20 protein-coding genes are annotated in these 19,949 nt (G+C 72.2%); 9 read left to right on the forward strand and 11 right to left on the reverse strand.

Features of this window, described 5'->3' with window-relative positions:
* Positions 1–136: 136 nt before the first annotated feature.
* The 6 genes from LO762_RS08225 to LO762_RS08250 all read right to left on the reverse strand — a co-directional run bounded on the left by LO762_RS08225 (position 137) and on the right by LO762_RS08250 (position 4,879).
* The gene (locus LO762_RS08225) at positions 137–379 is read right to left on the reverse strand and encodes a DUF1622 domain-containing protein (RefSeq protein ID WP_230613741.1); all 243 of its coding nucleotides are present in this window, start codon (positions 377–379) and stop codon (positions 137–139) included.
* A complete protein-coding gene (locus LO762_RS08230; RefSeq protein WP_230613743.1) occupies positions 376–822 on the reverse strand; it encodes a DUF1622 domain-containing protein in 447 nt (148 codons plus the stop codon). The genes LO762_RS08225 and LO762_RS08230 overlap by 4 nt, the downstream gene beginning before the upstream one ends.
* A 98-nt stretch (positions 823–920) precedes the next feature.
* Entirely contained in the window at positions 921–2,072 is a 1,152-nt protein-coding gene (locus LO762_RS08235; RefSeq protein ID WP_230613745.1) for an acyl-CoA dehydrogenase family protein, read from the reverse strand.
* A gap of 25 nt (positions 2,073–2,097) precedes the next feature.
* Complete coding sequence (locus LO762_RS08240; RefSeq protein WP_230613747.1) at positions 2,098–2,733, reverse strand: TetR/AcrR family transcriptional regulator; 636 nt, start codon at positions 2,731–2,733, stop codon at positions 2,098–2,100.
* A gap of 86 nt (positions 2,734–2,819) precedes the next feature.
* Positions 2,820–3,704 (reverse strand): amidohydrolase family protein, encoded by an 885-nt coding sequence (locus LO762_RS08245; RefSeq protein ID WP_230613749.1) that lies wholly within the window; start codon positions 3,702–3,704, stop codon positions 2,820–2,822.
* A gap of 74 nt (positions 3,705–3,778) precedes the next feature.
* On the reverse strand, positions 3,779–4,879 hold the full coding sequence (locus LO762_RS08250; RefSeq protein ID WP_230613750.1) for a DNA alkylation repair protein: 1,101 nt from the start codon (positions 4,877–4,879) through the stop codon (positions 3,779–3,781).
* A 270-nt stretch (positions 4,880–5,149) separates the two neighbouring features.
* Between LO762_RS08250 and LO762_RS08255 the strand changes: the two genes are divergently transcribed.
* The 4 genes from LO762_RS08255 to LO762_RS08270 all read left to right on the forward strand — a co-directional run bounded on the left by LO762_RS08255 (position 5,150) and on the right by LO762_RS08270 (position 9,963).
* The gene (locus LO762_RS08255) at positions 5,150–5,776 is read left to right on the forward strand and encodes a TetR/AcrR family transcriptional regulator (protein ID WP_230613752.1); all 627 of its coding nucleotides are present in this window, start codon (positions 5,150–5,152) and stop codon (positions 5,774–5,776) included.
* A complete protein-coding gene (locus LO762_RS08260; protein WP_230613754.1) occupies positions 5,773–6,390 on the forward strand; it encodes a PH domain-containing protein in 618 nt (205 codons plus the stop codon). The genes LO762_RS08255 and LO762_RS08260 overlap by 4 nt, the downstream gene beginning before the upstream one ends.
* A complete protein-coding gene (locus LO762_RS08265) occupies positions 6,387–8,426 on the forward strand; it encodes a PH domain-containing protein (protein ID WP_230613757.1) in 2,040 nt (679 codons plus the stop codon). The genes LO762_RS08260 and LO762_RS08265 overlap by 4 nt, the downstream gene beginning before the upstream one ends.
* A gap of 697 nt (positions 8,427–9,123) precedes the next feature.
* Positions 9,124–9,963, forward strand: a complete 840-nt coding sequence (locus LO762_RS08270; protein ID WP_230614464.1) for a TIGR03620 family F420-dependent LLM class oxidoreductase — start codon at positions 9,124–9,126, stop codon at positions 9,961–9,963.
* A gap of 215 nt (positions 9,964–10,178) precedes the next feature.
* On the opposite strand, the gene LO762_RS08275 is transcribed toward LO762_RS08270, so the two are convergent.
* The gene (locus LO762_RS08275; protein WP_230613759.1) at positions 10,179–12,113 is read right to left on the reverse strand and encodes a hypothetical protein; all 1,935 of its coding nucleotides are present in this window, start codon (positions 12,111–12,113) and stop codon (positions 10,179–10,181) included.
* Positions 12,114–12,380: 267 nt separating this feature from the next.
* Here LO762_RS08275 and LO762_RS08280 point away from each other — a divergent pair, with 267 nt between their 5' ends.
* A complete protein-coding gene (locus LO762_RS08280; RefSeq protein WP_230613761.1) occupies positions 12,381–13,022 on the forward strand; it encodes a TetR/AcrR family transcriptional regulator in 642 nt (213 codons plus the stop codon).
* A 9-nt stretch (positions 13,023–13,031) separates the two neighbouring features.
* On the opposite strand, the gene LO762_RS08285 is transcribed toward LO762_RS08280, so the two are convergent.
* From LO762_RS08285 to LO762_RS08300, 4 genes are all read right to left on the reverse strand, one after another.
* Positions 13,032–14,045: an iron chelate uptake ABC transporter family permease subunit gene (locus tag LO762_RS08285; protein WP_230613763.1), complete on the reverse strand. Its 1,014-nt coding sequence runs from the start codon at positions 14,043–14,045 to the stop codon at positions 13,032–13,034.
* The gene (locus tag LO762_RS08290; protein WP_230613765.1) at positions 14,042–15,061 is read right to left on the reverse strand and encodes an iron ABC transporter permease; all 1,020 of its coding nucleotides are present in this window, start codon (positions 15,059–15,061) and stop codon (positions 14,042–14,044) included. Before LO762_RS08290 ends, LO762_RS08285 begins: the two co-directional genes overlap by 4 nt.
* A 15-nt stretch (positions 15,062–15,076) precedes the next feature.
* Positions 15,077–16,123: an iron-siderophore ABC transporter substrate-binding protein gene (locus LO762_RS08295; protein ID WP_230613767.1), complete on the reverse strand. Its 1,047-nt coding sequence runs from the start codon at positions 16,121–16,123 to the stop codon at positions 15,077–15,079.
* 98 nt (positions 16,124–16,221) lie between these two features.
* On the reverse strand, positions 16,222–16,938 hold the full coding sequence (locus LO762_RS08300) for a BTAD domain-containing putative transcriptional regulator (RefSeq protein WP_230613769.1): 717 nt from the start codon (positions 16,936–16,938) through the stop codon (positions 16,222–16,224).
* 259 nt (positions 16,939–17,197) lie between these two features.
* Here LO762_RS08300 and LO762_RS08305 point away from each other — a divergent pair, with 259 nt between their 5' ends.
* The 4 genes from LO762_RS08305 to LO762_RS08320 are packed head-to-tail and all read left to right on the forward strand — an operon-like array spanning position 17,198 to position 19,948.
* Positions 17,198–18,031, forward strand: coding sequence for a hypothetical protein (locus LO762_RS08305; protein WP_230613771.1), 834 nt, complete (start codon positions 17,198–17,200; stop codon positions 18,029–18,031).
* A 50-nt stretch (positions 18,032–18,081) separates the two neighbouring features.
* Positions 18,082–19,242 carry a hypothetical protein gene (locus LO762_RS08310; protein ID WP_230613773.1) on the forward strand — a complete coding sequence of 387 codons (1,161 nt, stop codon included), beginning with the start codon at positions 18,082–18,084 and terminating at the stop codon, positions 19,240–19,242.
* 8 nt (positions 19,243–19,250) lie between these two features.
* Positions 19,251–19,643, forward strand: coding sequence for a hypothetical protein (locus tag LO762_RS08315; protein WP_230613775.1), 393 nt, complete (start codon positions 19,251–19,253; stop codon positions 19,641–19,643).
* The gene (locus LO762_RS08320; protein WP_230613777.1) at positions 19,640–19,948 is read left to right on the forward strand and encodes a hypothetical protein; all 309 of its coding nucleotides are present in this window, start codon (positions 19,640–19,642) and stop codon (positions 19,946–19,948) included. The genes LO762_RS08315 and LO762_RS08320 overlap by 4 nt, the downstream gene beginning before the upstream one ends.
* Position 19,949 lies beyond the last annotated feature (1 nt).

Consider the following 19,949-nt stretch of genomic DNA (forward strand, 5'->3'; position numbering starts at 1 on the left):
ACCAGCGTTAGGGCGCGGTTCGGGCACACCGTGCGGTTCGGGCCCGGGTTTGACACTCTCGTCCACTGCTTCGCGGTGGGCCGACCAGCGTTAGAGCGCGGTTCGGGCCCGGGATGGCCTGGGGGTCGGGGGTGGGTCAGGTGGGGGTGTGGCGGAGGGAGTAGGTGATGAGGTGGCGGAGGGCGAGGATGATCGCGGTGACGGCCAGGGGTTGCCAGCCGGGTTCGGCGCCCAGGGTGAGGAGGCCGGAGGCCAGCCAGAAGTCGAGGGCGGTGGCGAGGCCGGTGGTGACGTCGCGGGCGACGAGGGCCACGACGACGCCGGTGACGAGACCGGCGGCCACGCAGCACAGGGCGGCGAACTGGATCCAGGCGGTCATCGCGGCGGTGCCTCAAAACCCAGGTTCCCGAGGCCGGGGTCGGGCGGGCCGGGGTCGGGAGTGAGCAGATTCGGGGGCTTTGTTGGGTGTTGTGCTAGCTCGGCGCGTTCCTCCTTGATCTCTCGGTTGAGGAAGTAGTTGAGGGCGGTCCGGATGGCGGCGACGGCCGCGAGTTCGCCGATCGCTCTGAGGGTCGGCGCGACGGCCGTCCGCAGGATGTCGGACGCGAGCTGGAACTCCAGCCCGAGCGCGAGGAACCGGCCGAGGCCCAGCCGCACGGGCACAAAAGCCTCCGGCGTCCGGTCGCGCACCGCCGCCACCAGGAACCAGCCGAACGCGACCACCGCCCCGGTGAAGATGACGATCGCCCCCGCCGCCTCCACCACCCGCACGAGCAGATCCACCGCCCGCGCCAGCCACGCCTCCCCCAACACCTCGTCCACAAGATCCCCATGCCCACCCACCCGCCCCCCAAGCCCCACCCCACCCACCGGACGCCAAGCGACCGGAGAACGACGTGGGCTGTTCGTGGCGGGGGTGGTCAGCGGGTGTAGTTGAGGAGTTTGGCGGCGAGGTCGGTGAGGACTTCGGTGGAGCCGCCGCCGATGGGGAGGAGGCGGGCGTCGCGGTAGTGGCGTTCGACCTCGGTGCCGTGCATGTAGCCGGTGCCGCCGTGGAGTTGGACCGCCTCGTCGCAGACGTGGGTGGCGCATTCGACGGCGGTCTGTTTGGCCAGGCAGGCGGCGGCGATGAGGTCGGCGTCGAGCGCGCCGGTGACGTGGCGGGCGGCGACGGCGCGGGTGTAGGTGCGGGCGACGTCGACCTGGCGGTGCATTTCGACGAGTTTGTGGCGGACGACCTGGCGGGAGATCAGCGGCGCCCCGAACGTCTCGCGCCGGCGGCAGTACTCGGCGGTGAGCGCCAGGGAGCGGGCGGCGATGCCGTAGGCGTGGACAGCGAGGCCGAGCCGCTCCACGACGAACTGTTCCGCGATGTAAGCGAAGCCCGCGTTCTCGTCGCCGACAAGGTTCGTGACCGGCACACGCACGTCGGCATAGGACAGTTCGGCGGTGTCGGAGCAGTGCCAGCCCATCTTCGCCAGGGCGCGGTCCACGGTGAGGCCGGGCGTGTCCTTGTCGACGACGAGCAGGCTGACGCCACCCGAGCCGGGGCCTCCGGTGCGGACGGCCGTCGTGACGAAGTCGGCGCGGACGCCGCTGGTGATGAACGTCTTCGACCCGTTGACGACATAGTGGTCGCCGTCGCGGACCGCCGTCGTGCGCAGATGGCCGACGTCGGAGCCGCCGCCCGGCTCGGTGACGCCGAGCGCGCCGATCAGCTCACCCGCGAGGGTCGGCCGGGCATAGCGGTCGATCAGGTGGTCGGCGCCGCGCGCGATGAGGTGCGGGAGCGCGATGCTGTGCGTGAACAGCCCGGCCGAGAGACCGCTGGACATGCCCGCCTCGAACATCGCCTCCTGTGCGGCGACGACGTCGAGGAGCGTCCCGCCGTCGCCGCCCTTGTCCTCCGGGAAGCCGAGCGCGAGAAGGCCCTGGTCGGCTGCCGCTTTGTGGAGTTCCCTGGGGATTTCGCCAGCTTCCTCCCACTCGTCGAGGTACGGCATGATCTCGCGCTCGGTGAAGCGGCGGGCGGTGTCGCGCAGCAACTCCTGCTCGGGGGTCCACGGTGACAAGACAGCTCCTCGGGGGGTCAGGGGGTCAGCGCGTCAGGGGCGGGGCGGCGTTGAGGTCGCGCAGGGCGCCGTCGAGGGTGACGGCCCAGCGGTCGAGCACACGGCGTCGGCGGGCCGAGTCGTCGGTGAGCGTGTTGGCGAGGCCGAGGCCGCGCACGAGGTCGAGGGTCGCCTGGACGAGTTCGCGCACGCCGGGCACGGATTCGTCAACGCCGAGCGCCTCGACGGTCAGCCGGTGCGCGGTGCTCCCGATGCGCTGCTCCAGCCGGACGACGGCCGCGTGCAGGGCGGCGTCCCCGCGCGCGGCGACCCACAGTTCGAGGGCCGCCGCGTAGAGGTCGCCGGAGAAGTGCTCGCCCAGCAGATGGACGACATGCCGGATCCGGTCGGGTCCGTCCGGAAGATCCGCGAACGCCGTCCGGTGCGCCGCGCCGCGCGTCTCCCAGAGGTGCTCGACCGCCGCCAGCACAAGATCGTTCTTTGTCGGGAAATGGTGGAGTTGCGCGCCCCGGCTCACCCCGGCCCGCTCCGACACCAGCACCGTGGACGTGCCGCTCCAGCCGTACTCGACGAGGCACGCCACCGTCGCGTCGAGCAGGCGCTGCCGCATCGCCTGCGACCGCTCCCCCTGCGGAACCCGCCCGGACCCGGAAGACGACATGTCCCGCATCATGCCCTCGGCGAAAACAAACAGTCAAGCCTGACTTTTTTGGATCCGCGACCGCTCGTGGTCGGCGTGCGGGGGCGTCAGAGCTTGAAGAGGGTGGTGGCGTTGTCGTGAATGACGGATCTGAGCCAGGCGTCGCCGAGGTCGAGGCGGGCCAGGGACTCCAGGGAGCGCAGGTACGGGTACGGGATGTTGGGGAAGTCGCTGCCGTGCAGGATCTTGTGCTCAAGCGCGCGCAGGCGGGGGCGATCCGCGACGGGGAAGGGGATGGAGCCCTCAGGGAAGTCGGTGAAGGCCATGGTGGTGTCGAGCCTGACCTCGGGGTACCGCTCGGCGAAATCGAGGAAAGCACCGTACTCGGGCATTCCGAGGTGGGCGACGATCAGCGGGAGCCGCGGATGCCTGCGCAGGACCTCCCCGATCGGGCCGGGGCCGGTGAACTCCCCGGCCACCGGGCCCGACGCGCAGTGCGCGACGACCGGCGTCCCCGACTCGGCGAGTCGGCCCCAGACATCGTCGAGCAGCGGATCGCGCGGATCGTAGGCGCCGACCTGGAGGTGCGCCTTGAACACCCGCGCTCCGGCGTCGATGGCCTGTGTGACGTAGGCGGCGGCACCGGGTTCGGGGTAGAACGTGGCCGTGTGGAGGCAGTCCGGCGTCCGCGCCGCGAAGTCGGCGGCCCACCCGTTCAACCAGGCCGCCATATCCGGCTTGTGCGGATAGACCATGGCGGTGAACGCGCGGACGCCGAACGCCCGCAGCGTCGCCAACCGCTCGTCCTCGTCGGCCCGGTAGCGGATCGGCCACTGCACACCCGTCAGCGGCCCCACCGAATCGAAGTACGCCCACACCTTGTCCATCACCCGCTTGGGCAGGAAGTGCGTGTGCACGTCAACGATCCCCAAAAGCCCTGTCCGGCCGAGAAACGCCGCGATCTCCCGCGCCTCCCCGTCCCGAGCCGCCATCCGTCCCTCCCTTTCCGCGCCGAGAACGCTACTCCACCCCCGAACCGCCCCACCCGCGCCCCTCCTCGGCCGGGTCAGGGGGTGAGGGTGAAGGGGGTCGGGGGGTGCGGGGTGCCGTTGACCTGGAGTTGGAGGCTGTGGGGGCCCGGGTGGAGGGGGCGGGTGCTGAGGGGCTTGAGGGGGTGGCGGCGGGTGAGGGTGAGGCGTTCGCCGGACGACAGGGTGCGGGTGGTGAGCTTGAAGACCTTGGGCGCGGTGCGGCCGGAGGACTTGCGGTAGTGGACGATGTAGTCGATCACCAGGTGGGCGGGCGCGTCGCCGGTGTTGGTGATCTCGAAGGCGAAGTCCAGGGCGCCGCCGATGGGGATGTCCGGCGCGGACAGGCGCGGCGTGGTGACGGTGACCGGAGGGTCGGCGGTGAAGCCCAGCAGGGCGAGCGCCGGTGGGTGGCCGCGCTTGACGGCGGTGCGCAGCGCGTGTTTCACGACGCGCGGCGTCCGCGGGTCGGGGGCGGCGGACCAGGTGGCGGCGATCGCGACGGCGAGGTCCGGGTCGGCGTGGCTGATGTCGTTGACGTGGTTGGCCACGGAGCGGCGCACGTACTCCGAAGGGTCGCGGTAGAGGGCGTCGAGGATCGGCAGCGCCGCTCGCGGGTCGCGGAGGATCGCCGGGACGCGGATCGCCCAGGGCAGGCGGGGCCTTGTCCCTTCGGACGCAAGCCTGCGGACGTGCTCGTCCTCGTGCTCCGTCCACGGCCTGATGACGGCGAGGGCACGGTCGAGATCGGCGGCCAGCAGGCGGCGGATCGCGAACTCGGCGGTGAGTCGCGGGGTGAGCGCCGCAAGCAGGTGGAGCGCCTCATCGAACGCTTCCGCCGAGCCGTCCTCCAGCGCCCGCGTCACCACCGCCTCGGTGACGGGCCAGACCATCCACCCGGTGAACACGGGATCGGCGAGCAGCGCCCCGACCGTCTCCCGCATGACGCCGTCACCCCCCGGCAGCCCGGCCAGCAGCGCCGCGCACAGAGCGTCGCTCCGCTCGCGCAGCGCGAGCCCGCCGAGGCCCGCCACAACACGCCGCGCCCCCGCGGCCGCCGCCCGCTCCCCTATCCCGTCGAGCACCGCCGCGAACTCCCCCACAGCCCGCTCACCCAACAACTCGTCCGCGAGAGGCACCGCTCTCCCCTTTCCCCCGAGCCAATGACCACCCGCCACGCTAACCCCCGCCACTGACATTTCTCCCGGCACAGCGCCCACCCACCGACCTCCCAGCACCACGGGCAAGCGGGAGGGTCTCTGGCGCTGGCGGTTTGTGCGGAGTGGTGCGGGTGGTGGCGTAGGTTCATGTTGGTGGAAATTCTTGGCCGGGTGGGCGGATTGTCGGGCGGTGGGACGGAATGTGGAACGGGTTGACAGAAATCAGGCCGGTCGGTCTAGAATCAGGCCATGCGGTCAGAGGATGGCGGGAGCGGGCGGCAGCGGTCGTTCATCGAGGAGGCGCGGCGGGCGCAGATCGTCGAGGCGGCGAAGGAGGCGGTGGCCGAGCTGGGGTACGCGCGGGCGTCGCTCGCGCGGATCGCGGAGCGGGCCGGGATCAGCAAGAGCGTGATCTCGTATCACTTCGACGGGAAGAGTGAGCTGCTGGAGCAGGTCGCCCGGCAGTACCTCGACGCGGCGGGCACGGCGGTGGAGGCGCGGCTGGCCGAGGCGGGCGGGCCGGTCGCGCGCATCCGCGCGTGGGTGGACGCGCAGCTCGAGTACTTCACCGCGGACCGTGTCGGATTCCTCGCGATGGCCGAGATCGTCACCAACCATCGCGGCGAAGACGGGTCGCGCCCCTTCGACGGCATGGACGAGGAGGAGATCGAGATCCTCACGGGCCTGCTGATGGAGGGGCAGCGGGCGGGCGAGATCCGCGATCTCGATCCGCGGGCCGTCGCGGTCGTCATCCAGCAGACGATGAGCGGCCTGCTCATCGGGTGGGCGCACGACGGCGGCTCCCTCGACGTCGCCACACAGGTGCCCGTCGTCGTCGACTTCATCGAGCACGCGATCGTCAAGGAGAAGACATGACCATCCGGGAAGAAACCGGCAAGGCACCCCCTGCCGCGAACAAGGAGGCGGGTCCCGGCACACCGGACCCGACGGTGGGGCGCCCGGCGTCCGGGCGGTGGGCGGCAGGTCCCGGCGCGCCCGACGCACCCGTAAGGCTGCGGCCGCCCCAGAACGGAGTGGAGCGCAGGGCGATCGTGTGGTGGGCGCTGCGCGGACTGACGCTGTGGGGCGGGGCGCTCGCCGCGCTGGCGGCCGTCGCGGTGTTCTGGGCGCCGTCGCGGCCGTGGCTGGCGGCCCCGATCGTCGCCCTGGCCGTCACCACCGTCGCGAAGTCGCTGGTCGAGCCGTGGTGGCGGTTCGCGGTGCACCGGTGGGAGATCACCGACCAGGCGACCTACGCCGTCACCGGGTGGGTGGTCCGCGAGTGGCGGGTCGCGCCGACATCGCGGGTGCAGACGGTCGACGCGGTGCGCGGCCCGCTGGAGCAGCTGCTCGGGCTCTCCACGCTGCGCGTCACCACGGCGTCGTCGTCCGGGGCGATCTCCGTCGCGGGGCTCGACAAGGACGTCGCCAGAGACGCGGCGGAACGGCTCGCCGCCGTCGCCGAGATCACCCCGGGGGACGCGACATGAGCTCCGACGACACACGGCCCTCCGAGCCCACGTGGCAGCGGCTGAACCACCGGGTGATCTGGGTGGATCTGCTCTGGAGTCTGCTCGCGCTCACGCCGGGCGCGGTCGCCCTGTTCGTCGTCGGGGCGAAGCCGTCCAATCTGGTGCCCTGGGCGATCGTCGCGGCGCTCGGCCTCTTCGGCGCGGGCTCCGACATGCTGCGCTGGACGTTCACCCGCTACCGCGTCACCGACCAGGAGGTGCAGCGGCGCACCGGGGTGTTCGTGCGCCGGTACCGGGCGGTGCGGCGCGACAGGATCCGCAGCGTGGACACCCACGCCCGGCTCCGGCACCGGATCGCCGGCCTGCGGGTCGTCACGATCGGCGCCGGGCAGCAGCTCACCACCGGCCAGTCGGCGTTCGTGCTCGACGCACTCGCCGCCCCCGAAGCGACACTACTGCGCGCCACGCTGATGGGCGAGAGCGAAGTCCCAGCCCCACGCACCCCTGCGGAAGAGTTCCCCCAAGCACCAGAGAACCCTGCGGCCCAACACGGGCCCGTGGACGGATCCGCACAGGGGCTCGGAGAGGTCGGGGCCCGACTCGGGCCTGAGAACGCATCCCCACAGGGGCTCGGAGAGGCCGGGGCCCCACACGGGCCCGAGAACGGATCCCCACAAGGGCCTGGGGAGGCCGGGGCCCGACTCGGGTCTGAGGACGCGTCCCCGCAAGGGCTCGGAGAGGCCGGGGCCCGACTCGGGTCTGAGAACGCATCCCCACAGGGGCTCGTAGGGGCCTCGCGCGGGCCTGAAAACGGATCTCCCCAGAGGCTCGGAAAGGGCGGGGTCCGGGTCGGGCCTGAGGACGGATCTGCACAGGTTGGGGAGGCGGGGGTAGCGGGGGCGCGTGGCGGAGGTGGCGGGGAGGGCGGTGCGCCGCGGGAGCGGGTGACGGTCCTGGCTCGGCTGCGGCCGTGGTGGGTGGTCTACAACGTCGTCGGGGTGTGGGCCTATGCGATGGCGGCGGGCCTGCTGTGGGGGCTGTACTGGTTCGTCTCCACGTTCGGCATCGATCTCTGGGACGTGGCGACGGGCCTCGCGGACAGGGCGTCGTTGGGGCCCGTCGCGACGGCCGTGGTCGCCTTCGTCGCGGTCGGTGTGTTCGGCGCGGCGGGCATGGCCGTCAGCTTCTTCACCACGAACTGGGGGCTGGAGCTCGCCCGCGTGGCCACCGCCTCCGGCTCGGCGCTGCGCACCCGGCGCGGCCTGTTCACCACCCGCGAGGTGAACCGGGACGAGGCGCGGATGCGCGGGATCTTGATCCGGGAGCCGCTGCTGTGGCGGTGGGCTGGCATGTCCGACACCCAGGTCATCACCACCGGCCTGCAGCTGTACTCGATGGCCGAGCCCGCCACGATCCTGCCGCGCGGGCCCGTGGGGGTGGCCCGTGCGGTGTCGGCCGCCGTGCTGGGGGTCGAGCCATCGCCTTTGACGGTTCCACTCACCCGGCATCCACGGGCGGCGCTGCGCCGACGCCTCTGGTGGGCGACCCTGCTGACGGCCGTCATCGCCGCGTTCCTCGCCGCGCCCGTCCTCGCCGGGGTGGTGCCGCCGCTCGTCCTGTGGTGCCTGCTCGGCCTCTGGCCTCTGACGCTGCTGCTCGCGGTGGCGGCCTACCGCTCCCTGGGCCACACCGTGAGCGGCGCCTACGTCGTCGCCAGATCCGGCCTGGTCAGCCGCTCGACGTCGGCCCTACGCCGGGACGCGGTCAGCACCATCGCGCTACGCGAGTCGATCCTCCAGCGCCGACTCGGCCTCACCACCGTCTCAACGATGACCGCCGCAGGCTGGGGCGTCTACGCCACCCCCGACCTCGACGCCCACGAAGCCGTCTCCTTCGCCTCCACCGCCGCCCCCGGCCTACTGGACCCCTTCCTCGAACCTTCCACCCCCACCCCACAACCCTCCACCCCCACCCCAGACACCCAAGCCCCAGAACTCCCCGAACCGTCCCCAAAACCCACCAACCCCTCCCCGGACGGCGCCGACCCAGGCTGACGCGCCGGAGCCGTCCCCGCCGACCCAACCGCAGCATCTCCTGCACCGCCCCGGAGACCGCCGACCCGACCTTGGAAACTCCCGCATCACCCCCACGAGCCGCCGTCCCAGCCCCGGAACCCACCGGGCCCTCCCCGGAGGGCACCGACCCAGGCGGGCGCGCCGGACCGTCCCCGCAGATCCAACCGCGCTGACGCGCCGGAGCGGCCCTGCGGACCACCGACCCGACCGCAGAGGCTTCTGCGTCGGACCGGGGGCTGCTGGCCTGGGCTTGGGGGCTCGTGGGTCTTCGCTGCGCGCTGCCGTCGCGGCCCCGGAGGACACCGGGCCGTCCCCGGAGGGTGCTGACCCAGGTTGAGGCGCCGGAGCGGCCCTGCGGACTGTCGGCCCGGTCGCAGGATCTTGTGCGTCGGACTGGGGGCTGCTGGCGTGGGCTTGGGGGATTTTGGGTCTTCGTTGGGGGCTGTCGTCGCGGTGTTGGGGCTCGCTGGATCGGGTGTGGAGGGTGGCGATTCGGGTTGGGGTCTTGGGCTGTTTTGGGGGTGGTGAGGTGGGGCTGGGGTTCTCTTTTGGGGTTGGGGTGGGTGGGGGTGGCTTGGGGGGTGGGGCGTAGGGTGGGGGGAGTTGATCATGGGGTTGGGGTGGGTTCCGGCCTTGGGGAAAGGGGGGTGGCGGGGTGGAGCTGTCAGGGGTTGGGGTGTGGAGTCGGGAACTGCGGTATGGGGATGTCGGGGAGGGGGCGGAGGCGGCTGCGGAGTTGGAGGAGCTTGGGTTTACGGCGCTTTGGGTTCCGGATACCGGGGGGCGGTTGTTCGGGGCGGTCGAGAACCTGTTGGGGGCTACGGCCCGGGTGGTGGTGGCGACGGGGATTCTTAATCTCTGGATGCATGAGGCGGGGGGCGCGGCGGCCGCGCATGCGTCGCTTACGGCGACGTATGGGGATCGGTTCCTGATGGGGATCGGGGTGAGTCATGCGCCGATCGTCGACCGTAAGGAGGCGGGGCGGTACAGGCGGCCGCTTGCGGCCATGGAGGCGTTCCTTGACGGGTTGGACGCCGCTCCGGTGCCGGTCCCGGTCGAGTCTCGGGTGCTCGCGGCGCTCGGGCCGAAGATGCTGGAGTTGGCGGGTCGGCGCGCGCACGGGGTCCACCCGTATCTGGTGACGCCCGAGCACACCAGGATCGTCCGGGAGGCGCTTGGGCCGGGGGCGCTCGTGCTGCCCGAGCAGTCCGTGATCCTCACCGAGTCGGCCGACGAGGCGCGCGCGCTCGGCACCGCCTGGCTGAAGACCTACCTTGCGCTGCCGAACTACACCAACAACCTGCTCCGCCTCGGGTTCACCCGGGAGGACGTGGACTCCGTCAGCGACCGGCTGTTCAACGCGCTCATCTCCTGGGGCGACGTGCCGGCCGTCGCCGCCCGCGTCGCCGAACACCGTGCCGCGGGCGCCGACCACGTCGCCGTCCAGGTCATCATCGCCGAGCCGAAGAGCTTCCCCCGCGAGGAGTGGCGCCGCCTCGCCGCCGCCCTCGTCTGAGCACCGAAGCGGCACCCGAGGCGCGCGACGACACCTGTCGACGCGCGGCTCGAACCGTGCTCCCCCGCCTGGGAGCGCAAAAGCGCTCCGGGCCGGGCCAGGCCCCGGCCCGGACACCTCCGTCGCGGCGCTCGGTGCCGCCGTCCGTGCGGGAGAACAGGACGTGTCCGGGCTTCAGGGTGGGGCGAAGGCGCTCGGGCCGAGTCGGGGCGGGGTCAGAGGGCGCCGGCCTTCTTCGCAGCGGTGGTGAGGTCGGCGATGGCGTGTTTCCAGGCGGTGACGACGGCCACCAGCATGGCGTCGAGGAGGCTACGGGCGGCGTCCTTGGGGGCGACGGCCAGGGCGCGGTCCAGCTCGGCGACGAGGCCGTCGGGCACGGTGAGGGGGTCCTTGGGTCCCGGGTGGCCGACGTACGTCTCGTAGGCGTCGTGAAGCGCCTGCCGGTACAGGTCGTCGCTCATGGATTCGCCGCGTTTGACCCCGCACATGGGGAAGTGCGCGAGTTCGTCGGTGAAGAGCCGGTGCAGGAACGGCAGCCGGGCACCGCCCTGGTACCGGTCGGGGCCGACGAGCGCGGGCCACAGCTCGGGGTTGACGGTGACGATCTCGGCGAGCTGGTACCGCATGCCCGCCTCCCGTGAGGTGCCGTAGTGGACACGCTCGTAGCGGACGCCTACAAGGTGCGCCTCCGGACCCACCTTGGTCGTGGCGAGTTCACCGTGACCCTTGTAGTGCTTCATCAGCCACTCTTCGGAGGAGGGTGACACGAACTTCTCACTGCCGCGCGCCAGGGTCTGGATGGCGCTGGTGTTGTAGACGTCCTTCACGGCGAGGAGGTAGCACCACGTGCTGGTGACGGGCCGTCCGCCGCGGTAGCGGAACTTCCCGTAGTCGTCGTCCGGCAGGGTCGTCCCGGCCCTCAGGGCGTCCCGGTACCCCTGGTGCTCTTCCAGGACGGACTGGACGAGGGGGAAGTCCAGCGCGGTGACGGCGCTCTGCGCGATGCTGACGGTGGTGGCGAGCTCGTTGTCGGCGCTGGCCCGCCGGAACAGGGCCTGCCCGGCGTAGCCGCCGCCCGCGCGCAGCGGGTGCCACACCTGGTCGGCGCCGATCTCGGCGGGCGCCTTCCAGGCGATGGTCGGGCAGGTGATGCCGCCGTCGCGGAACGTCTGCGGGGTCCTGGTGGTGGCGTGGTAGGCGAGCAGGTCGGTCGCCTGGACGCCCCCGGGCAGCGACGTGCCGGCGCCGACGGACGCCAGGAGGGACGCGCGTTCGGCGTCCACCGCCTCGGCCATGATCCACAGGGCTTCGTGGCGCATGAAGTCGAGGGCGTAAGCGGCCTCGTCGTCATCGAGCCACCGGTGTGGGCCGGTGGGGTCGGCCTGGAGGGCGGTCCGCTCGGCGGCACGCGCGTTGCGTTCGGCGTCCGTGGCGGGCAGCCACCGGTACAGCACCTTCAGTCCGGGGTTGACGGGGTCGGCGACCGCGTGCGCCTCGGCGTCGTTCGCCTGGCCCCTGCCCTGGAGCAGGTAGCCCGCGATGATCTTCGCGCCGTCTCCGGCGATCTCGTTGTACAGGCTGTTCGCCCAGTACTCGAACCTGTTCTCGCCGGTGCAGCGTTCCTCCCCGTAGGGGACGAGGTTGCCTCCGACCTTGCGCGGCGGCGGGGTGGGCGGGGTGGACGTCGCCGTCGTGACCGACCGCTGGAACCTGAGCCACAGGTTGAGGCCGCGCAGCAGGTCGGCGTCGGACGTCGCGGAGCCGTCGGGGAGGGTGAGCCGCGCCCACGCCAGGTCGTAGGCGATGACGGGGGCGCTGCTCCCTTCCACCGTGAACCTGTTGGGACGGCCCTCGGGTTTGGACAGGGAGCCCTTCTGCTCGATCGCGGCGCGGATGTCCTTGGCGATCCCGTTCGCGGGGTCGAAGGACAGCAGGGTCGGCGGCGCGGACGACGGCGCGGTCCTGCCTCCGGACGGCGGCGGGCCGCCCGTCGTGGGCGGGGGCGGGGGGCCGCCGGTGACGACGGGGACGCCGAACCGCAGGAGATGCAGGATCTCCTTCCACGGAATCACGCGCGTGTCGGGCGGCGTGTCGGGGGCGAGGTAGGCCGTGAGCGGCCCGTCCTTCGGCGGGGGGAACGTGGTCGGCAAGGGGCTCTCCCGAGGGCTCTGCGGCCCGTTCGGAGCGCGCGGGGGTCGCGTTCCCGGCGGCGGGCCGGCATCGTGAACCTAGCCCGGCCCCGGCCCTGACACGGATCTCTGACTCGCCACCCTTATCTCACTTAAAGCAGCCAAATCACTACATTTCGCCACATTTGCCGACCAATCGCCCGGCCTCTCCGGGCGAGCCCCGGGGGGCCGGGCACCGCGTCCCCTGACGGGTCCGGGAGCTGGAACAATCGGTCCGGGGAGGACGAGATGGGACCGAAGACCGACCGACGGCAGCAGCACGGCGAGGAGTCGCGCCAGCGCATCCTCGACGCCGCCGTCGAGATCGCCGCCGAGCGCGGCTACGAAGGCACCAGCATGTCGCTGGTCCGCCAGCGTTCGGGCATGCCGAACAGCAGCATCTACTGGCATTTCCGGGACAAGGACGACCTGTTCGCGGCGGTCATCGAGCGCAGCTACCACCTGTGGCGCGAGCGCCTGCTCGACGCCGGATCACGCCGCAGGGCGGACGCGAGCCGCCTTGAGCGCTTCCAGGACCTCGCCGCGGCCATCGCCGAGAGCCTGCTCGACCGGCCCGAGTTCCTCAGCCTCGGGCTCATGCTGACGTTGGAGCGGCGGCCCGTCGAGGCCAAGGCCCGCGCCCTGTTCGTCAATATCCGTACCGAGGTGTGCACGTTCGCCCGCGCGGAGTTCGAGGACATCCTCGCCGATCTCCCCGCGGACCGCCGCATCGCGCTAGCCGACCGGCTCGCCTCCTTCACCATCGCCTCCGCCGACGGCTTCTTCATCGCCTACCAGCTCAACCCGGACACCTACGACCTCGTGACGGCCTTCGCCACCCTCGGCACCGCCATCGACGCCCTCCTCACCCGCTGGCTCGCCGAACCCTGAGCCGGGAGATCACAGGCGGAAGGCGGGCCGGAGAAGGAGCCAGAGGAGGTACGGGGCCCCTACGACGCCCGTCACCACGCCCGCAGGCAGGGGGACGCCTGGGATGGCGAACTGGGCGACGAGATCGGAGGCCAGAAGGATGACGGCTCCGATGAGGGCGGAGGGCAGGAGCGCCAGCGAGCCCGTGACGCGCCGGGCGATGGGCGCGCTGACCAGGGCGACGAACGGCACCGGGCCCACGACGGCGACGGCGGAGGCGGCCAGCGCGGCGGCGAGGCCCAGCAGGAGCGTCCGGGTGCGTCCCACCCGCTCGCCCAGCGCCGCCGCAGGGTCGTCGCCCAGCTCCAGGACGGAAAGGCGACGGCCGTAGGCGAGCGCCACAGGGACGAGGACGGCAGCGCAGACGGCGAGGGTCAGCGACGTGTCCCACCCGGCCCGGCCGAGGCTCCCGTTGATCCAGACCAGCGCCTCCTGGGCGTCGCGCACGTCGGTCCGGGTGAGCATGTAGGAGACGACGCTGACGCACAGCGCGGACACCCCGATGCCGACGATGACGAGCTGGTGCCCGGCCCGCCGCCGGGACAGGAGGTAGACGGCGGTCGTCGCGGCGAGCGTGCCGACGAGGACGGCACCGGTCAGCCGCAGCCCGCTCAGCCCGAACGCGATGAGCCCGACGACGCCCGCCGCGCCCGCGCTGTTCGTCACGCCGATGATGTCGGGGCTGGCCAGCGGGTTGCGCAGCAGCGACTGCAGCACCGCCCCGGACAGTCCGAGGCACGCCCCTGCCAGCAGCGCCGTCACCATGCGCGGCATCCGCAGTTCGAGGATGACGAACTCGGTCATCGCGTCGCCACGGCCGAGCACGGCCGCGAGCACCTCCGCAGGGCTCACCGACGCCTTGCCGAACGCGAGCCCGCACACCGCCAGCACGACGATCAGCAGCGCGAGGACCCCGGTGACGCCAGCCTGACGCGCCCGCGCCCGCCGGAACTGCCCCTTCACCGGTGTCGAAAGCGCGCTCATCGGCGTCCCCTCTCCCGCAGCCGGACCAGCACGACGAGCAGCGGCGCGCCGACCGCCGCGACGACGACACCCACCTGGAGCTCACCGGGACGGACGACGACCCGGCCCAGCACGTCGCAGGCCAGAAGCAGAGTGGGCCCGGCGAGCGCCGCGTATGGGATCGTCCAGCGGTGGTCGGGTCCGGCGAGCCGGGCGGCGACGTGCGCGACGATCAGCCCGGCGAACGAGATCGGCCCGGCCGCCGCGGTGGCCGAGCCGCACAGCAGCACCACGGTCAGCGCGGCGAGCGCCCTGACGAGCCCGACCCGCTGGCCGAGCCCGCGCGCCACCTCCTCCCCCATCGCCAGCCCGTTGAGCCCCCGGCTGATCCCGAACGCGATGACGAACCCGGCGGCGATGCCGGGCAGCGTCTGCCACAGCACGGCGAAGTCACGCGCGGCGAGCCCGCCGACCTGCCAGAACCGCATCTGGTCGAAGGCGGCGCGGTCCGTCAGCAGGATCGCGGTGACGATCGAGGTGAGCGCCGCGCTGACCGCCGCCCCGGCCAGCACGAGCGTGACGGGGCTGGCCCCGCCGCGCCCCGCCACGCTCGCGATGCCGTACACGAGGACGGTGACCAGCGCGGCCCCGGCGAACGCGAACCACACACGGCCGCCGCCCTGCACGCCGAACACGCTGATCGCGACGACGACGGACAGCGACGCGCCGGAGTTCACGCTGAGCAGGCCGGGGTCGGCGAGCGGGTTGCGGGTGAGGCCCTGCATGACGACCCCGGCGACGGCGAGGCCGAGCCCCGCCGTCACGCCGACGAGGGTGCGCGGCAGCCGCTTCTCGACGACGACGAGGTGGTGCGGGTTCGCCGGGTCGTACTGCGTGAGCGCCTCCCACACCGTGTGCGGGGGCAGCGCGTTCGCGCCGACGGCGAGGCTGAGCGCGGCGGCGGCGACCAGCGCCGCCGCCAGCGCGAGCAGACCGAGGGCGAGCGGGCCGAACCGGGTCTGGGGGAGGATGGGCACGTACGGTACTTCCGGTTACTTGGCGGCCTTCTCGGCTGCCGCGGCAAGGTGCGGGACGTACTGGTCGAGCATCCACGGGATGGACAGGACGGTCGGCGCGCTGCTGGCCATCACGAACGACTCCCCGACGATCGGCGCGAACCGCTGCTCCTTGATCGCGGGCATCGCGGCGATGACGGGGTCGGCGACGAACTTGTCGACCTCCGCCTGGGAGCCGAAGTACATCACCAGGACGTCGGTGTTGATCTTCTCGACGTTCTCGTAGCTCGTCGGGTAGAAGTACGAGCCGGCCTTCGGGTCGGCGTCGAGCGCAGCGACACTGGGGCTGACCTGCATACCGAGGTCGCCGAGCAACTGCACGCGCGGGTCGCTGGCGCGGAAGATGTTGAGCTGGTCCGCCTCGTTGGCGGAGCCGTAGACGAACGTCTTGTCCTTGAGGACGGGGTTGGCCTCGGCGAGCCGCTTGACGTGGGCCGTCGTCCTGTCGAGAAGTTCCTTGGCCTGGTCGGTACGGCCCAGCGCCTTGCCGATGATCTCGATCTGGTCCTGCCAGGGCAGCGCCCACGGCTTGTCCGGGTAGGCGACGACCGGGGCGATCTTGCGGAGCTTGTCGAAGTCGTCCTGGACGATCCCGGAGTAGGGCGCGAGGATGACGTCCGGCCTCGCCTCGACGATCTCCTCGAACGGCACCTCGGCGGTGTCGGCGCTGAGCAGGGCCGGGGTGGCGCCGCCCAGCTCCTTGATCTTCGCGGCGGCCCAGGGCAGCACGCCGTCCGCGTCGCCGCCGTAGGTGTTCTTCGGCATCGCGACCGGCACGACGCCGAGCGCGAGCACCGCGTCCTGGGCGGACCAGCCCCACGTCACGACGCGCTGCGGCGCCTTCTCGATGACGGCGTCGCCGAGCGCGCTGGTGATGGTGACGGGGAACGTGTCGCCGGAGGCCGCCGGGCCGTCCGCCTTGTCGTCCTGCTCGGCGGCCGAGCACCCGCTGAGCGCCAGCGCGGTCGCGGTGACCAGGGCGGCCAGCGCGGCCCGCGGGCGCGACCGTACGGCGGTGAACATAGGGGCACTCCAAGTGATACGTGAGACTTAAGTTAGGCTTACCTTACCTTGACCCTCACGCGAACTTTGACCCCACCCGTCCCTATAGCCCCACATTGTTACTGAATATGCAGTACGCCGGGAGGCAGCATCCCGGTGAACTCCCCCGACGGCTCGATCCCCAACTCCGCCCGCACCAGACGGCGGTAGGCCCGGTAGTGCCGGACCGCCTCCACCGTGTTGTGCTCCGCGAGGTGGACGGCCACGACGGCGCGGTGCATGCTCTCCCGCAACGGCTCGACGCGGACGCCGGTGAGCGCCGCGTTCAGCGCCAGCGAGTACCGCCCGCGCCGCGCCAGGCAGACGCTGAACGTCTCCAGCGCGTGCAGCCGCAACTGCCGCAGCCGCTCCCGCTCGAAGACCACCCAGTCGTCGTCCCACCCGGGGAGCAGGTCGCCCGCGAACAGCAGGTCCAGCCGCGGCTCGTCACCGCGCACCTCGGCCGCCTCGACGACGGCCAGCGCCGTCGCCGCGAGCAGCCGCGCGTCCACGGCCAGGCCCTCGCGCAGCGCCAGCGTCTCGCCGCCGACGACGAGCGGCCCGGCGTCCCGGTGCAGCCGCCACAGCGCGGTGCGCAGGCTGCCGTGCGCGTGCTCGTCGGTGGACTCCGGCCACAGCGTCCCCGCCACGACGCTCCGCGCGGCACACCCGTGGAGCGCGAGGAACGCGAGAACGCGCCGCCCCGGCGCCGCGACGTCGCGCGCCCCCGCCACGCCGTCCAGCCGGAACGGGCCGAGCAGCCGCAGCATGGGTGGGGGCAGCGACACGTGGGGCATGGTTCCGCCTCAGCTCCTCGGATGGTGCGTTGCCGCGGCGGCCCCGAGACCCGGAGACGACCCGCTGTCCCGCAATGTGCTCACCGATCACCATCTGAAAACCCGGCGACCCGCGGCGCGCACCGGACCGCGCGGCGGTGACGGCACGGTGACGCCCCGGTGATGGGCCCGGCCCTACCGTGCAACGGGACGCGGACACGGCGCGGACCCTCAGGGCGACGAAGGGCGGAGCCATGCCCAGAAGTGACGGCGGCACCCGGTGAGCGCGTTCACCGACGCGCTGATGCTGCGCCTGCACGCCCCCGACGGCGTCCGGGACCTCCTGTTCCCGCAGGGGCCGCAGCGCCCCGCGCGGATCCAACGGCTGGCCGCCACCCTGTACGGCCTGCCCGCCGCCGACATCGCCGACGTCGTGACGGTCGAGGTCGTGGGCACCCGGTTCCAGCGGCCCCTGTTCCGGCGCCGGACGCTCACCGGCACCCGGACCCGCACCACGCCCGACCACGCCCGCACCGACGTCGCCTACGAGGGCCGCGACACCGGGACGCCGCCCGAGTGGGTCGACATGTCCGCGAGCCTGGACGTCACCCTCGTGCTCCGGCCCCGCACGGCGAAGGTCGCGTCGCTCACGCTCGGCGACCTCGGCGACCTCGGCGAGGTCACGACGCTCGCCGAGTTCGAGGCCCGGTTCCGGCACTTCGACCTGACCGGGTACATGGCGCGGCACGGGCTGGAGACCGTCGAGGACGTCAGGCGGTCCAGCCACCTCCTCGGCGAGATCACGCTCGCCGAACCGCCCCCGTTCGACCCGGCCGACCCCGGCAACCGGCGCACCGTCCGGATGGAGATCGGGCTGCTCGTCCGCGACTCCCTCGACGTCACCGGGGCGCTGCGCGCCGCCAGGATCGTCCGCGACCTCGTCGAGCGGGACGTCGCCTACCCCCGCGAGGTCGGCGAGCTGGAGGCCGCCGCCCCGCTGGCCCCGGTGCTCGCCTTCCCGTCGGACGCCGTCACCGCGAGCGGGTTCACCGAGGCGGACCTGCTCGGGTTCTTCGCGGCCCAGGACGTGCTCGCGATCCCGATCCCGCCCTAGCCCGCCCGAGCGCGCCGGTCCGAACACACCAGGAGACGAAGGGGAGAGCGATGGCCGTCCGGTACATCAACGTCAGTTCCACGATGGCCCTGGCCCCCGAGGCCGTGCGCGCGACGGGGAACGTCGCGGTGATCGGCGCCGCGACGTCGGGAACCGACGACGTGCCGGTACCGGTCGCGAACTCCGAACACGCCGCCGAGCTGTTCGGACCGGCGCGGGTGCCGGACCCACAGGACCCAAAGAAGACGGTGCCCAACTCGGCGCTGACGGCGGCGCTGGCGACCCTGTTCGTCCAGACCCCCGGGCCGGGCCAGGTCTGGGCGGTCAAGACCGTGGGCGACACGGACAGATCGGTGACCAATCCGAGCAACGCGCTCGCCGAGGTCGGCGCGCTCGACGTGCAGTTCGTCGTCCTCGCCGGCACGCCGCTCACCACGGCGTCCGGCGAGGCCACCGGTGCGATCGGGCAGCTCGCGGCGCACGTCACCGAGATCTCGAACAACGGCGGCGACGGCAAGGAGCGGATGGGCGTCGCGATGCTGGCCAAGGGCTCCGCCAACCCGGCGGTGGTCCAGGGGAAGCTGGTGAGCGACCGCATGATCTACATCGCGCACAACAGTGACGAGGACGCCGCGGCGGCCGTCGCCGGAACCGTCGCCGGGTATCCCCCGCACGTCTCGATGCTGCTCAAGCGGGTGGCCATCACCAGCGCGCCGTTCACGTCCCTCCAGATCGACCAGCTCAACGACACCGAGAACTGGGGCGACCCCCCAAAAGGCAAGGGGATCAACTGGCTCGTCGATCCGACGCTCATCCCCGGCGGCGGCATCCACCTCGGTGAGGGCTACACCGGTGACCCCGGCGGCAAGAAGTTCATCGACGTGCAGCGCACCGTGGACGATCTCTCCTTCCGGCTGAAGGCGCGGCTGATCAGGGCCGTCGGCGACATCCGGGTCAGCCGGAGCGGGCTGCGCGCGCTCACCGTGCAACTGGAGTCCGCGCTTGAGCCGCTGGTCCGCGACGGGGTGATCGAGGGGTACACGATCGACATCCCCGTCCTCACCCTCCTGGACGGCGACCCCACGGCACTCACCCCGGCGCAGCACGACATCGTCCAGCGCGCGCAGGTCGAGCGGATCATCCAGATCCTGGTGACCGTGGACTACGCGGGCGCCATCCACCGCATCGCACTGAAGCTCACCTTCGCCTAGGAGCGGCCATGCCCGACTGGAACACCCGGCTGGAGATCCGCCTCGGCACCACCGTCGTCTCGCCGATCTCCCAGTTCACACCCACCTTCAACGTCCCGCACCTGGTCCTGCACTCCATCGACGAGGACAACGTCGGCTACGTGCGCCAGCCGCAGACGTTCACGTTCACCATGACGGTGCAGGCGATCGGCACGGTCGTCGCCGACCTCACCGCGCTCGCGGTGAACGGCAAGGAGTTCGAGATCACGGTCGCGGAGAAGCAGGGCACCGACTGGGCTTTCAAGGCGCTCAAGTTCGCCCGGTGCGTCATCACGTCGGTGAATCCCAGCAACGTCGTCATCGACGGCGCGCCAAGCGCGAGCTTCACCTGCATGTCGCTGAGCCCGGGGGTCGAGGCATGACGCCCGACGACACCCGCGACGACGAGGGCGAGGGCCTCTTTGTGATGCCCGCGTTCGACGTCGGCGGCCGGGTCGAACGCACCGGGATCGCGCTCGTGCACGAGGGCGAGTACGTGGTGCCCGCGCCGGGCGGCCAGGCGCTGTTCGGCCCGCCGGACGGCGCGGCCGGGGCGCCCCGCGTGGTCTGGAACCTGCCGGTGGAGGTCGAGGTGGTCGGCGAACTGTCGGACACGCACCTCGAAGCCGTCGCACGGCATGTCTTCGCCGAACTCGACGTGGCGCTGCGGCGGCAGGGCGGACGGTGAC

Origin of the sequence: Actinocorallia sp. API 0066 (genome assembly GCF_020991275.1) — a bacterium.
GTDB lineage: Bacteria > Actinomycetota > Actinomycetes > Streptosporangiales > Streptosporangiaceae > Actinocorallia.

What these genes read in the sequence shown, in the direction of transcription:
- LO762_RS08255 (WP_230613752.1), top strand. Translation starts at nt 5,150, where the DNA reads ATGCGGTCAGAGGATGGCGGGAGCGGGCGGCAGCGGTCGTTCATCGAG.
- LO762_RS08260 (WP_230613754.1), top strand. Translation starts at nt 5,773, where the DNA reads ATGACCATCCGGGAAGAAACCGGCAAGGCACCCCCTGCCGCGAACAAG.
- LO762_RS08265 (WP_230613757.1), top strand. Translation starts at nt 6,387, where the DNA reads ATGAGCTCCGACGACACACGGCCCTCCGAGCCCACGTGGCAGCGGCTG.
- LO762_RS08225 (WP_230613741.1), bottom strand. Translation starts at nt 379, where the DNA reads ATGACCGCCTGGATCCAGTTCGCCGCCCTGTGCTGCGTGGCCGCCGGT.
- LO762_RS08310 (WP_230613773.1), top strand. Translation starts at nt 18,082, where the DNA reads ATGGCCGTCCGGTACATCAACGTCAGTTCCACGATGGCCCTGGCCCCC.
- LO762_RS08280 (WP_230613761.1), top strand. Translation starts at nt 12,381, where the DNA reads ATGGGACCGAAGACCGACCGACGGCAGCAGCACGGCGAGGAGTCGCGC.
- LO762_RS08295 (WP_230613767.1), bottom strand. Translation starts at nt 16,123, where the DNA reads ATGTTCACCGCCGTACGGTCGCGCCCGCGGGCCGCGCTGGCCGCCCTG.
- LO762_RS08285 (WP_230613763.1), bottom strand. Translation starts at nt 14,045, where the DNA reads ATGAGCGCGCTTTCGACACCGGTGAAGGGGCAGTTCCGGCGGGCGCGG.
- LO762_RS08245 (WP_230613749.1), bottom strand. Translation starts at nt 3,704, where the DNA reads ATGGCGGCTCGGGACGGGGAGGCGCGGGAGATCGCGGCGTTTCTCGGC.
- LO762_RS08300 (WP_230613769.1), bottom strand. Translation starts at nt 16,938, where the DNA reads ATGCCCCACGTGTCGCTGCCCCCACCCATGCTGCGGCTGCTCGGCCCG.
- LO762_RS08315 (WP_230613775.1), top strand. Translation starts at nt 19,251, where the DNA reads ATGCCCGACTGGAACACCCGGCTGGAGATCCGCCTCGGCACCACCGTC.
- LO762_RS08240 (WP_230613747.1), bottom strand. Translation starts at nt 2,733, where the DNA reads ATGTCGTCTTCCGGGTCCGGGCGGGTTCCGCAGGGGGAGCGGTCGCAG.
- LO762_RS08320 (WP_230613777.1), top strand. Translation starts at nt 19,640, where the DNA reads ATGACGCCCGACGACACCCGCGACGACGAGGGCGAGGGCCTCTTTGTG.